12 protein-coding genes and 1 riboswitch are annotated in these 12,897 nt (G+C 58.8%); of the genes, 2 read left to right on the top strand and 10 right to left on the bottom strand.

What is annotated here, in order from left to right; translation table 11 throughout:
- Nucleotides 1–20: 20 nt before the first annotated feature.
- A complete protein-coding gene (locus ADS46_RS18630; protein ID WP_234346855.1) occupies nt 21–233 on the top strand; it encodes a DUF1289 domain-containing protein in 213 nt (70 codons plus the stop codon).
- Here the strand turns inward: ADS46_RS18630 and ADS46_RS15680 are convergent.
- The 5 genes from ADS46_RS15680 to ADS46_RS15660 form a co-directional block, all read right to left on the bottom strand.
- A complete protein-coding gene (locus ADS46_RS15680) occupies nt 194–1,267 on the bottom strand; it encodes a proline racemase family protein (RefSeq protein ID WP_066321591.1) in 1,074 nt (357 codons plus the stop codon). The genes ADS46_RS18630 and ADS46_RS15680 overlap by 40 nt on opposite strands.
- Nucleotides 1,268–1,285: 18 nt before the next feature.
- Nucleotides 1,286–2,455: an alcohol dehydrogenase catalytic domain-containing protein gene (locus ADS46_RS15675; protein ID WP_066321590.1), complete on the bottom strand. Its 1,170-nt coding sequence runs from the start codon at nt 2,453–2,455 to the stop codon at nt 1,286–1,288.
- A 99-nt stretch (nt 2,456–2,554) separates the two neighbouring features.
- Nucleotides 2,555–3,523: a magnesium transporter CorA family protein gene (locus tag ADS46_RS15670; protein WP_066321589.1), complete on the bottom strand. Its 969-nt coding sequence runs from the start codon at nt 3,521–3,523 to the stop codon at nt 2,555–2,557.
- Between the two features lie 43 nt (nt 3,524–3,566).
- A complete protein-coding gene (locus tag ADS46_RS15665; protein ID WP_066321587.1) occupies nt 3,567–4,982 on the bottom strand; it encodes a diguanylate cyclase domain-containing protein in 1,416 nt (471 codons plus the stop codon).
- 47 nt (nt 4,983–5,029) lie between these two features.
- Complete coding sequence (locus tag ADS46_RS15660) at nt 5,030–6,424, bottom strand: sodium:solute symporter family transporter (RefSeq protein ID WP_066321585.1); 1,395 nt, start codon at nt 6,422–6,424, stop codon at nt 5,030–5,032.
- A riboswitch (TPP riboswitch) is annotated at nt 6,414–6,516 on the bottom strand. Its footprint overlaps the gene before it by 11 nt.
- Nucleotides 6,517–6,728: 212 nt before the next feature.
- Between ADS46_RS15660 and ADS46_RS15655 the strand changes: the two genes are divergently transcribed.
- A complete protein-coding gene (locus ADS46_RS15655; RefSeq protein WP_066321583.1) occupies nt 6,729–7,421 on the top strand; it encodes a hypothetical protein in 693 nt (230 codons plus the stop codon).
- 62 nt (nt 7,422–7,483) lie between these two features.
- On the opposite strand, the gene ADS46_RS15650 is transcribed toward ADS46_RS15655, so the two are convergent.
- The 5 genes from ADS46_RS15650 to ADS46_RS15630 form a co-directional block, all read right to left on the bottom strand.
- Entirely contained in the window at nt 7,484–8,983 is a 1,500-nt protein-coding gene (locus ADS46_RS15650) for a CoA-acylating methylmalonate-semialdehyde dehydrogenase (RefSeq protein WP_066321582.1), read from the bottom strand.
- Between the two features lie 185 nt (nt 8,984–9,168).
- A complete protein-coding gene (locus ADS46_RS15645) occupies nt 9,169–10,434 on the bottom strand; it encodes a TRAP transporter large permease (protein WP_066321581.1) in 1,266 nt (421 codons plus the stop codon).
- 13 nt (nt 10,435–10,447) lie between these two features.
- Nucleotides 10,448–11,011 (bottom strand): TRAP transporter small permease, encoded by a 564-nt coding sequence (locus ADS46_RS15640; RefSeq protein ID WP_066321580.1) that lies wholly within the window; start codon nt 11,009–11,011, stop codon nt 10,448–10,450.
- A 49-nt stretch (nt 11,012–11,060) separates the two neighbouring features.
- Nucleotides 11,061–12,044: a TRAP transporter substrate-binding protein gene (locus tag ADS46_RS15635; protein ID WP_066321578.1), complete on the bottom strand. Its 984-nt coding sequence runs from the start codon at nt 12,042–12,044 to the stop codon at nt 11,061–11,063.
- A 140-nt stretch (nt 12,045–12,184) separates the two neighbouring features.
- Nucleotides 12,185–12,895: a DUF3581 family protein gene (locus ADS46_RS15630; protein WP_066321799.1), complete on the bottom strand. Its 711-nt coding sequence runs from the start codon at nt 12,893–12,895 to the stop codon at nt 12,185–12,187.
- Nucleotides 12,896–12,897 lie beyond the last annotated feature (2 nt).

Here is a 12,897-nt window from a genome sequence, read left to right as displayed (position 1 = left end):
CAAGAGGTAAAACGATACCTGTGACTTCATCGCTCCCTGACCGTCCGCTCTCCCCCTGTCGTCAGATATGCCGCATAGAACCGACCCAATCACTTTGTGAAGGTTGCGGGCGGCGTCTGGATGAAATCGCTCGCTGGGGGCAGATGACCGAGGCCGACAAGGCCCCGGTGTGGGAACGCATCGAGGCCGAAGGCTATGTCGTCTCTGAAAGTAATTCAGCGCGGGGCGGGTGATGGCGGTCACTCAGGATGTGATGCAGCTCGCCGCAGTTAACCAAGGGATCAACGCAGTTGATCACGATATCCGAGTGGGCCAGCACATAGCTGCGCCCGGTAATGGTGTTTTCCACCACCTGATAAGCGCCTTCCTGGTGGGTATCGATGAAGGTGCCGATAAAGCCGGTGTCGCGCAGTGACACGGTTTCCAGCTTGTCGCCCTGCCTGAGCCGCCCTTCGTAATGCATCAGCGCCAGCCGCGCGGACGTCCCCGTGCCGGTGGTGCTGCGGCAAATAACGCCAGGATGTACGTAGGTCGTTGAGCGAGAACGTACATAACCTTCAGCGACCTGCTCTTCAGGCCCCATGAAATGCAGGAACGGCAGCGGCCCGACATCACCCAGGGTGTAATGGGAAAAACCGCGCTCAGCCTTGATGGCTTCGACGATTTTATGCGCGCACAGCGCCAGCGCCGACTCTTCTTCCAGGGTCAGCTTGAAGCCTAATTCAGCGGCATCCACCAGCGCATAAAAGCCGCCACTGTAAGCGACCGAATAGGTCACGGGGCCAATGCCGGGCACGTCGATCGTCTCACGGTAGGTGTCGATATAGCTCGGCAGTCCGCCACAGGTGACCGACTCTACGACCCCGTTATGAACCCTGGCTTCCACTTGCACCAGCCCCGCAGGGGCTTCGAGCTTGAAGCGCTGAAGACCTTCCTGCTTGGGAACGATACCGCTTTCCAGCACCGCGGTGGCGGTACACAGGGTATTGGAACCCGAGTAGATGGGATAGCCCATGACTTCCATGATGATATATCCGGCGACAGCTTCCGGGTCGCAGGGTGGCACCAGCAGGTCCACGGACATCTCGGGAATGCCGTAGGGCTCTTCAAGCAACAGCCGACGCAGGCCATCGGCGTCATCGCGCAGATACTCCATCTGCTCGCGGACGCTATTGCCCGGGAGGTGATCAATACCACCCGTGACAATGCGGCTGACATCACCGCCCGCGTGGGTGTCCATTAACTGGATGGTGTGTTGAGTATTCATTCGCCGGACTCTTTGCGGTTAGGAAGCGTTAAGGGCAAACGGAGCGCCATGGGATTCCCACTGGCTATCCGGGACAATCACGATCTTGCCTAGGTAGTTACTGCCACGATTGACGAAATAGCGCTCGGCGTCATGGAGTTCGGACAGCTTGAAGGCGGCATGCAAGACGGGCTTCAACTCGCCGCTACGAATCCACGCCATGAGCTGTTCGGCCTCTTCCCGCGTGCCGTGGGAAACCCCAAAGATCTGCACCTGGTAGAGATAGATACGCGTCCACATGATCTCGCTGAGGTTGCCACCGCTGGCCCCGGCGATGGAAAGCCGCGGGTAGCGTTTGCGGTGCTGCATATCGACAATCATGGTGTCGATAAACAGGTTGGTCATCTCCCCGCCGACCAGGTCCATCACCGCGTCGATGGGCTGACCGCCAGTGGTGGCCAGTACGCGGTCGACAAAGGTCGGCAAGTCGCCGCGGTCGATCACGGCCTCGGCCCCCAACGCGATCAACGCATCGGCTTTGTCGGGCTGGCTGACGGCGTAGGGAATCGCGCCGACCACCCGGCAAAGCTGAATCAGCGCCGTGCCTACCCCGCCGCTGGCACCGGTGACCAGCACGCGCTCTCCGCCGCCAATCCCGGCGGATGTCATCATGTGGTAGGCCGTCTGGTAGGAGCACATCCCCATGGCGGCAAGCTCGGCATCGTGCAGTTCCGGGTTGGGCACGTGGTGGAACTGATCAGACGGCACAGCGATGTACTCGGCAAAGCCGCCATCTGCCCCGTGGCCATAGTAGTCCGGGGTCAGGTTGATATCGCGGCGATCATCGGCATACAGATTGAAATCCAGAAGCCCCCGCTCACCGATCCGCGAGGTATCAACGCCCTCGCCCACCGCCACGACACGGCCCGCCACATCCGCGCCCTGAATGCGTGGGAACGTCAGCGTGGGCTCGCCGCCCATGGCAAAGGAGGTCACGTCGCCCTTGTCCTTGGTGGGGTAGAGACCCTCGCGGGCTTTACGGTCGGTATTGTTCTTCGCCGTCGCCGTCACCTGCACCAGCACCTCGCCCGCTTGGGGTTCGGGGGTCGCCACATCCTGACGGTACTCGAGCTTCTCAATACCGCCATGCCCGGTTAGCAGCATGGCCGCCATGGTCGGCGGCGTTGAACGAGTAGTAACGTCTGCCATTCGCTGGGCTCCTCTTGACTTGACTAACAGATAAAGCTGTTGTGCCTGATAATGACCATAACAAACTTTTGCGCCCTCTCCATCAGGCCACCGAGGGTGTCAAAACCAGTGCTTGCGCTTGAATAGCCAGATCAGCATCCCGCCGATTCCCAGCATCACTCCCCAGACAAAGAAATAACCGTAGCGATAGCCAAGCTCGGGCATGTACTCGAAATTCATGCCGTAGACACCGGCAATGAAGGTAAGCGGCACAAAGATAGCGGTAATCACCGTCAGCACGCGCATGGTGATATTCAGTTGATGCGATGAAATCGAAATGTAGCCATCGACCAGATCGCCGCAGATGTCGTAATACATTTGCGTGAGGGTATAGAGCCGTTCAAAGCGCTCTTCCACATCGGTAATCGCGTGGAGGGTGTCGTTTTTATCCCGCGGCAGGTGGGCATAGTCGTAGGCAGTCAGCTCCTGGGTAATGCCCTTGTGGTAGCTGAAGATTCGACGCATTTTCACCAGCCGCGAGCGGTAGGCGGTTATACGCCGCATCAAGACATCATTGCCGTTATCAAGCAGTTCATCTTCCAGATCGCTGAGGGCGACTTCGAATTCCAGCAGGCTGTCGATGTAATACCCGGCCGACAGGTACATCACCCGCAATGCCACGTGCTCTGGGGAGTGCGCCAGCAGTGCACTGCCCTGCTCGTTGAACAGACGCTTGATGCTTAACGCCTCACCCGGGTGCAGGGTGACCAGGAAGCGCTCGCCGACAAAAAAGCTTACCTGCTGGGGCACGAAGTTCAACTGGGCATCGAACGAGGAAATACCGCGGTAAATGATCAGCGTATGGTGCTCAAACTCTTCGATTTTGGGTGGATGACGCTCTTTTTGAGCATCCTGAATCGCCATCGGATGGCATTCGAAGTCTTCCAGAAAACGCTGCTCGACGGCCTGGCTTTCGCCCTGCATATCCACCCAGATATGACTGCCCGGCGTTTGTCGCCACAGATCGATGAGCTGTTCGTCGCCTTCGTGTACGTCCCCCTCAGGAGTCGTTAGCAATGTCCGAATCATGATCGTCCTTGAAGGTTAACGGATGACGTTTTGGCAGGCATGTTCACTCGGGCGCGTCTGCCATACAGGCCTGTGCTTTACCGGCGTGTTTGGCGTTATACATGGCAACATCGGCGCGCTTGAGCAATTCCAGCGCCGTTTCGCTTACGTCTGGCTTATACAGCGCCACGCCAATGCTGGCGCTGATATGCACCTTCGCCGCCTGCAACTGTACCGGCTGCTCGAGGGTATCAACCAACTGCCGGGCAAGCCGCTCGGCGGCATCGAGGGCAATGTTTTCCAGCAGTACGACAAACTCATCTCCGGCCCAGCGGGCGACATAGTCGGTTTCGCGCACGGCGGCGCCTAGACGTTTGGCGATTTCACGCAGCAGCTCGTCACCGGCCGCATGGCCATGCAGGTCGTTGACGGCCTTGAAGCCATCAAGATCCATGAACAGCACGGCAAGCGCAGTCTGCTGGCGCCGGGTGCGCGCCATCGCCTCTGGCAACCGTTCATCCAGGGCCCGCCTGTTGGGCAGTTGGGTAAGTGCGTCTTCACGGGCTTCCAGGTCGCGCAGGCGCTCAAGCTGTATGCGTTCGGTAACATCGTGGAGAAAAAGGCTACGCTGATTGCGTCCCTCAATATCGAGCGACTTGATGCGTACTTCCACCGGCAACGAGCTGCCATCACGACGCGCGGCGTAGTAGGTCACGGGCATCTGCTGGTCGCCTTCCGGCACGCCATCAGGGAAAATCAGCTGCTGGATGGGACGCGCCAGCGCTTCCCTGCGCGTCCAGCCAAACATCGTCGTCGCGGCGCGATTCCAGTCAAGCACAATGTCATTATCGTCAATGCTGATGTAGGCGTCATAGGCCGACTCGATCACCAGGTTCAGCTCCCGGGTGCGCCGCTCAATCTGGTTTTCGAGATCCAGATGCAGCGCTTCGAGGGACGACTGTGACGCTTCCCGACGCTGTTTTTCAAACAGGAAGCGCTCGCGCAGGTGAATTTCATCGGTCACGATCGACCCAAGGTCCTTCAGCGCATTGAGCTCGGCGGCGCTAAGGCGACGCGGTCTTGTATCCACAGCACACAGCGACCCCAACGCCAACCCCTTTGAAGTACGCAGCGGAATACCCGCGTAAAAACGCACCCCGCCTGGCACGGTCACCAACGGATTATCGGCAAAACGCGGATCTTTTCGGGTATCTTCAACAATCAGCGGCGCAGATTCCGCAATGGTATGGGCGCAGAAGGCCACGCTACGTGATGTTTCGAGAAGCTCTGTCCCCACACGAGATTTTATCCACTGCCGCTTGGCGTCAATCAGCGTGACGGTCGAGGTAGGTACATTCAGTAATTGGGTGACCAGGCGGGTCACCCGATCGAATGCGGGTTCTTCCGGCGTATCCAGCAGCGCCAATTCGTAAAGCGCCGCCAGCCGAGCTTCTTCGTCGGGAAGAATAGGGTAGTTCATTGACTGTGGCCCATGATGGTAGACGATAACCTACCATCATAACGTGATCAGCCATGCTTTGCCCAAGACGCCCGGTGACCGACCACTTTCGCCCAGCCGACACTCACCAGTGAAGAAGCCAATAGCGCACCGAGGAAAGGCCCCAGGGTGGGAATACCTGCAGGGAAGGTCGCCGCCATGAGCCCCGCTGCCAGGCTGCCGCTGGCTATCCAGCCGGGTAACACGGCGCCTAATAGCCCCGCAATGCCGCCGCCGATCGCCGCCGCGGTGGACATCCGTTTCCATAACCCCAGCAATACCGGTACCACAATCGCGGCACACAGCAAGTCCGCGATCAGGAATAGCCGCAATACGGAAAGCCCCTGCAGGCCGATGATTACCACCGGCACCATCAGCGCGACGGTCCACCAGCGGGCCGTGGTCAGCGACCTGCCCTGCTGCTCATGCTGGGAGACGATCAGCGAGGCAATCGCGTTCTGCAGCGTATCGACACTGGACGCCACCAGTGTCACCGCCAGCACCAGGGCCAGCATGGCGAGCCACGACGGCGCGCTGCCCAGGAGAGCAAAAAACGGGATTGGCGGTTCACCCAACGCCACGCCACTCATCGCAGCAAGCATCCCCAGGCCGCCTATTATCATCACTACGGCGACGGTCAACCCACCCCCCAGCCAGGCACCTTGGCCCAGGCTGCGTGAATCCTGCGCGGCCCACACCCGCTGCCAGTAACCCTGATGGAAAAGGTTCGCCGCCGTGACGGCAATGACCAGTGTCACCGCCACACTCAGTGCGTCGCCCAGCGGGGCGCTCGGCATCGACGATGCCTCTGGCAGGGTGGGTAAATAGGTGAAGGCAACACTGCTGACGATCAGCAGCAGAGCGATCAACAGCCAGGCCTGCCAGCGGTCGGTGGCAAGGCTCGCCCTCAGCCCGCCGAGCACGGTATAGGCAAGCGTGCTCAAAGCGACGCCAAGGACAACCAGAGCAGGCGGCACATCGGAGAGTAATGCGGTTATCGCCCCAATGGCCGTCAGCTCTGCAGCCAAAAAGCAGGACATGTAGGCCACCGACACCAGTGACACCCAGCGCCGCACGCTGGTGCCGTAGCACGCCTGGGCAAACTCGGCGATGCTTCTGCCTTCGGGCAGCGTGCGGCGAATGGCCGGTCCGTAAAGACCGAGTACGATAAACGGCAGCGCGGAACCGATGGCATAACCGGAAAGGGCCACGGGACCAACGAAGGCGCCGATCTCCGGCGGCGCAAACAGAATCCATGCGCCCATCCCGGAGGCAAGAAACGATAACCCGAGGGTCGCCCCGGACTGGGAATTGCGGGCCGTAATGTAATCATCGACCGTGCCACCGGCCCAGCGAGCCCGCAGGCCAAGTATGATAAAAATGCCGAGTGCCGCGGCCAGCGCAGCTAATGTCAGGTAGGGCATGTCGCGCTTCCTCCGCCGGTATGATCCGGATCAGGTTCCAGGGTTAGCGCAAGCGCACTCTCAGCCTCTTGGAGGCTCCCCTGGCGACAGTGTGTGAAAGAACTTCATGAACAGGTATTATTCTCAACGAGAATCGCGCCAGCGTAAAGTGGCGAGTATATGCCATTACGCGCAAGCCCCCGGCATTTCAAACGCCCGGGGCTTTTAATCCGCGTCATCGCTGGCCATACTCAGTAGGTAATCTAATAACGTTATAGAAACCGTGCGCCCGGAGCGACACGGTTCGCTCACAGGGAAATCTCTAATGCGCTATACAGAAGCCAAGGAACATACGCCGGGCAGGCTACATGCGTTGTTTGCTGACCCTTACAATGCGTTTGAAAACGATACCGACGAGCGGCAACTACATCTGCATATTGCGCTGTATTTGCTGCTGGCACGCCCCATGGAGCGCGGCTTGATGACGCTGCGTGTCATACACGGCTGGGAAAATGGTGGCTTCGAGCCGGCTGATTTGCAGCATGTCGACTACGCCATTAACACCGTGGCCGACTTCAAACGCGCCGTAAAGGACTTCACCCAGGCTTCAAAAGACAACGTTGCCTTCCCCGCTGATGAAGACGCCCTGCTGGAAGCCCCACTTGACGATGCGATCGCCAATGCCGAGGCAGACGGGCAAACGCTGGATGAAGAAACGCGCACTATCCCAGCCCGCTGGCCTGCTTTTGAAGGCGGTTTGGCCCTCTATACGCTGTTCAAGATGTACCACCGCCTGGTATATGGCGAGGACGAAGCATACCGCTGTACGCAGTGCTATACCGCCGATGGATTACGTGAGATGCACGAATTTCATCTTGAAGAAGGTGAGTTTGCGCTGCTGGTGCCGACCGGCAAGCATTTTGCCTCAGAGCCCTCGATGTTGGTGCTGCACGAAAGTCAGCTTGATCCGATTGAACGGCTGCTGGAAGAAAGCTTACCGCTGTTTCAGGATTTTTAGCCCTCGCATTGTCGCTCCCTCGGCCCCTTAAGGCCGAGGAAGCGACAACCCGGCGAGTAATATCAGCCAAGCGAAATGGTGCTGTTGATCCCGCTGGAGACGTTTTCGGGCTCAAACCAGCGGGCGGTCACCGTCTTGGTCTGTGTCCAGAAGGCAATCGCCTGCTTACCGTTAGGCCCCAGGTCGCCGAGCTTTGAGCCTCGCGAGCCGGTAAAGCTGAAATAGGCAACCGGCACAGGGATCGGTACGTTGATACCAATCTGGCCCACGTCAATATCGTTTTCAAAGCGCCGTGCCACCCAGCCCGAGTTGGTAAAGATCGAGGTGCCGTTGCCGTTGGGGTTGGCATTGATGAAGGCAACCGCGTCGTCCAGCGTCTCCACGTTGACCACGCAGAGTACCGGGCCAAAGATCTCTTCACGGTAGATGGTCATGTCTGCGGTCACGTCGGAAAACAGTGTCGGCCCCACAAAATTACCTTCCGGAAAGCCATCAACCGAGCAACCGCGGCCGTCGACCATTAGTTTGGCGCCCTCTTGCTCGCCTGCGCCAATCAAGCGTTCGACACGTTCCTTGGCCTGGGGGGATACCAGCGGGCCCAGGTCGGCATCGCGTTGAGTGCCAGGCCCGACCTTCATGCCACGAGCGCCTTCCACAATATCGTCTAACCATTCACGGGCCTCGCCCACCAGCACCACCACCGAGTTGGCCATGCAGCGCTGCCCGGCCGCCCCAAATGCCGAGCCCAGCAGGCTGTCGATGGCCTGACTGCGATTGGCATCGGGCATGACCACGCAATGGTTCTTGGCGCCCATCATCGCCTGCATGCGTTTACCCGCCGCGGCGGCGCGGTTATACAGCAGCGAGCCTACGTGGGATGAGCCAATGAACGACAGCGCCTTGATCGACGGGTGATCGGCAATCTGGTTCGCCACTTCGGGGCCGCCGTGAACCACATTCAATACGCCCGCCGGAATGCCTGCTTCATGGGCAAGCTCCACCAGCCGCATGGTCGAGCTGGGATCCTGCTCCGAGGGTTTCAGGACAAACGTATTGCCGGTGGCAATGGCCAGCGGGAACATGAAGCAAGGCAGCATGATCGGGAAATTGAAGGCGGTAATGCCCGCCCCGACGCCCAGCGGATGGTGCATGGTGTAGACATCGACCTCGTTGGCGGCATTATTGGCCAGCTCGCCAAGCTGTAGCGAGGTAATGGAGCAGGCATGCTCGACCACCTCCAGCCCGCGCCCGACCTCGCCTTCAGCGTCCGGCAGGGTTTTGCCGTGCTCTTCTGTAATCAGCGCCGCCAGTTCAGGCGTGTGCTCGCGAATCAGCGCCTGAAGCTTGAGCATGATGCGCATGCGTTTACCCAGGGGAACCTTGCGCCACTCCTTGAAAGCCGTTGCGGCACTGGCAATGGCGCGCTCGACTTCGTCGGCGGTGCAGAAAGGCACCCTGGCGACGACTTCCTGGGTGGCTGGGTTCACCACATCACGCCACTCCTGGCTCTGGGACGTGACCGGCTGGCCATCGATAAACATGGGGATATCGCGAATGGGCATGGCGTTGCTCCTGTTGTCGTTGTATTAGAAAGTTGACGTAAACGTCAACGAACTAACGCAAGAGTAAACAGAATCTATCGGGCGGCGTCAATTAGCCCTTCCATGGGAACAAGCCTTTAGCTGTCCGATGCATGGAGTAGCCACCAGGAAAGTAAAGGATGGAGACCATGCTTAACACGCGTTGGTTAACGCTGAATCAAGGCGTTGGTGAGCCAGGGAAACCAGGCTAGCAAGACCAGGGTGACCAATGTCGCCAGCAAAAACGGCAGCAGGGCACGGAAGATTTTCAGTGGCGGAGCGCCGGTCATGGATGAAGCAATAAACAGCCCGGCCCCCACAGGGGGCGTTAACAGCCCCAATACCAGGGTCAGACATACCACGACGCCAAACTGATAAGGACTAATGGCAAATTGCGTCTCGGCAATCGGCATCAGGATAGGCACCACCAGAATCAGCGCGGCGATGCCGTCGATGACCATGCCCACCAGCAGCAACGCGCCAATCATCATCAGCAGAAACACAAAGGGGTCGGCCGTGAGGGCGGCGATCCACTCGGCCGCCATTTGCGGCAACTGCTCGTAGATCACCACCCAGCCAAACACCCCGGCGGCAGCAATCAACATGATGACCAAACCGGCGTTGACCGCCGTGCGCTTGAGCACCTGAGGCATTTGAACCAGGCGCAGCTCGCCATATACAAAACGCCCCATGATCAAGGCCGCAAGCGAGGCCAGCGCCGCCGACTCGGTGGGCGTGGCAATGCCCAATAAAATGCCACCAATGATGATGACCGGAATCAGCAGTGCTGGCAGTCCCCAAAGTGCGTCGTGTGCTGCCTGACGACGACTGGGCCACTGGCCCTTGGGGTATTGCTGCACCAGCCCGACCAGCGCGATCACGACGAAGAAACTCGCTCCCAGCAATAACCCCGGCAGCAATCCGGCAATAAACATCTCGGCGATAGGCACCTGAGCCATCACCCCAAACAGCACGAACAGCATCGAGGGCGGAATAATCGGCGACAGCAGGCCACCTGCCGCGGTAATCGCCGCGCTGTAAGGCGTATCGTAGCCCTCTTCTTCCATGGCGGGCACCATGGCCCGGGACATGATCGCGATTTGCGACGCCGCCGAGCCGATAATGGCCGCCATCATCATGTTGGCCACCAGATTGATATACGCAAGACCACCGCGGAAACCGCCCACCAGAATTCGTGCCAGGGCGATCAAACGCCTGGTGAGACCGCCTTCGTTCATCAGCTCGCCGGCCAGCATGAATAGCGGGATCGCCAACAACCCATAGCTCTCGATGGCGCTGAATAATTGCTGCGGATAAGACTCGAACAGCACGCTATTGCCCGACACGTAGATGTACACCATCGCCGTCAGTGCGAGCACCAGGGCAATCGGGACAGCGCTCAGCAGTAACAGTAAAAATACGGCAATGGTCATAAGCGCGCCCACCTCATGGCAGTGTTTCGACCGTCGGCTCGTCGCCAGGGTGGCGCCACTGGGTGACCGACTGCCAGACGTTGGCCAGCCCATGCAGGCTGAGGGATAGCGCAAACCACGGCACGATCAGCCATACCCAGAACTTTTTCACGCCCAGCGTCGAGGTGTTCTCGGCGTAAATGAAGTTGAAGGTCTGCCCCTGAAAAGCCCCCGTGTCGAAGCCTAATCGAGCAAGCGTGAATGGCTGATACCAGCGCCAGCAAAGCCAAACGAGTAGCAGCGCAAATACCAGCACCACGACGTCTACCCAGAGGCCTATCAGTTGTCGTCCGATACGGGGCAGCCCATCGCTCAACAAGGTCACTGCCACTCCCTGGCGACGCTTGAACACCGCACCCGCAATCAGAAACGTCATCCAGATCATGGCGTAAATCGATAACTCGCTTATCCAGTAAAGCGGGTTACCCAGCACACGAAAGACAATATTGATCAGGATCAAACACGTCACCGCCGCAGCCAGGGCGGCAGCGGCGGTCTCTTCAAAGCGGGCAAGCCCCGATGAAAGGCGTTGCAACATGATCGTGGAGAATCCTCGTCAGTGGTCGAGTGGTTGACTTGTCAGCGGGTTACTCACGCAGACGCTCGGCTTCTTCGCGCAGGGTTTCCAGCATCGGTGCCTTGGGTGCCCAGATAGCTTCCCACTCGGCTATCGCGTCTGAGAAGAATTCGGCATCCGCTTCGACGATGTTGATATCCAGGGCGCGGATCTCTTCTTCCTGAGCAGCGTCTTTTTCTTCAAAGCCTACCAGCACGTTCTCCAGATGCTCGGCCATGGTCGTGTCGATCAGCTCACGATCTTCCTCGGATAGCTCCCGCCATACGCGACCCGACACCACTCCCACCATGGGGAACATCATGTGATTGGAAATCAGCAGGTTATCGGCCTGTTCGTAGAATTTGAGAATCAGGATGGAGTCGAAATCCATGTCGATGGCGTCTACCTGGCCGTTGGCCAGAGCGTCGTACACTTCCAACAACGGCATGGGCGCGGGGGCTGCACCGGTGGCGGTATAGAAATCACGGATCGGCTCGAAGGGGGTGATCCGCAGGCGCTGGCCTTCCAGGTCATCGGCGCTCTCGATTGGGTCACGGCTGAGCACCTGGCGCATGCCCACCATACCGTAACCGACGCCGACCAGACCGACACCTTCCGGCATCAGGTCGAGCAGTTCGCCGGCGGCGTCCGAACGCAGCAAGCGGGCGGCGTGGTTGACGTCATCAACCAGATAAGGCGCATAAAGCGCACCGAAGTCGGGAATCCGATTGGAGATTTCGGCAATGGTCAGGAACGCCATGTCCAGCGCGCCGCTTTGCAACTGCTGGACCATCTGCGCTTCATTACCCAACTGTTGGGCAGGAAAAACCGACACGCTATGCTCGCCATCGGAACGCTCCTTCAGCGTTTGGGCAAAGGCTTCCGCTTCGGTTGACCAAAGGTGCTGGGCGGGGGTGATCAGGCCTAAACGAAAATCACGCGCCTGGGCATTGAAGGACGTTACGGCCAACGCGGTGGCAGTAAGCGCAAGGGTCAACCGTTTGCAGTGATGCATAACTCGCCTCTTGTAATTGGCGCGGTCGCTTCCAAGGACCGCATTATGATGAATGAGGCTAAGAATACCCTACACCAAGCGTTGAGGGCAGTTATCACCACCAACGTCGCATCCGGCCTGGCCGTTCCGATTAACCCCGTTCAGACTGACGCAAGGTAGGCCGCCTTGAGCCGATAAAACTCATCCACAATCGCCGCCATTTCATCCGCATCATAGGAGCACAGCCCGCTGACAACCAGCTTTTTGGAGCCGACCCCCACCGATTCACCTGCTGACTCAATGGCAAATTCAAGCAGGGCGTCGGCGCGCTTTCCCTGCACATCCAACGACGAATGGCTGAGCGTCAAACCAGGCGACACAGCGTTCAGGCGCGAAAGCGAGAACCCCATGCTGTCGTAGATCACCAGCGGGCGCTTGGGGTTGAACATCACCCCGTGCTCTTCCATCAGCGGCTTGAGGTAGTGAGGAAAATTCTTGCCCGAAAATGCCACGTAGCAGCGAGCAAAGGCTTCTATCACCGAGGCATCGTCGGTCCACTCCCCTCGCCGCTTAACCTGTAGATAACATTTACCGTCTTCATCGTATACGTGAAGCTCACCATTTTCAGATTCGCTGAACACAAGCGGAGTATCGGCCCCCACCATGCTGGTAAAACGAAACTCCATGTGCCGCGACAAACCAAACTTTGCCAATACCAGCGCAAAAAGGAGATCCCCCGGCACACAGAAACGCCGCGCATCCGGATTATGGATCGGGTTATAGTCACCTGCGACGCCCTTAGCGAAGCGGCTGGCCTGCTCAGCGGAGATCACCACATACTCTCCGCGCTGCGTGTAAAATTCCTTGAACATGG

This window comes from Halomonas sp. G11 (assembly GCF_001663515.1).
In the GTDB taxonomy this organism is placed as follows: domain Bacteria; phylum Pseudomonadota; class Gammaproteobacteria; order Pseudomonadales; family Halomonadaceae; genus Vreelandella.
This window is presented reverse-complemented; position numbering and strand designations above follow the sequence as displayed.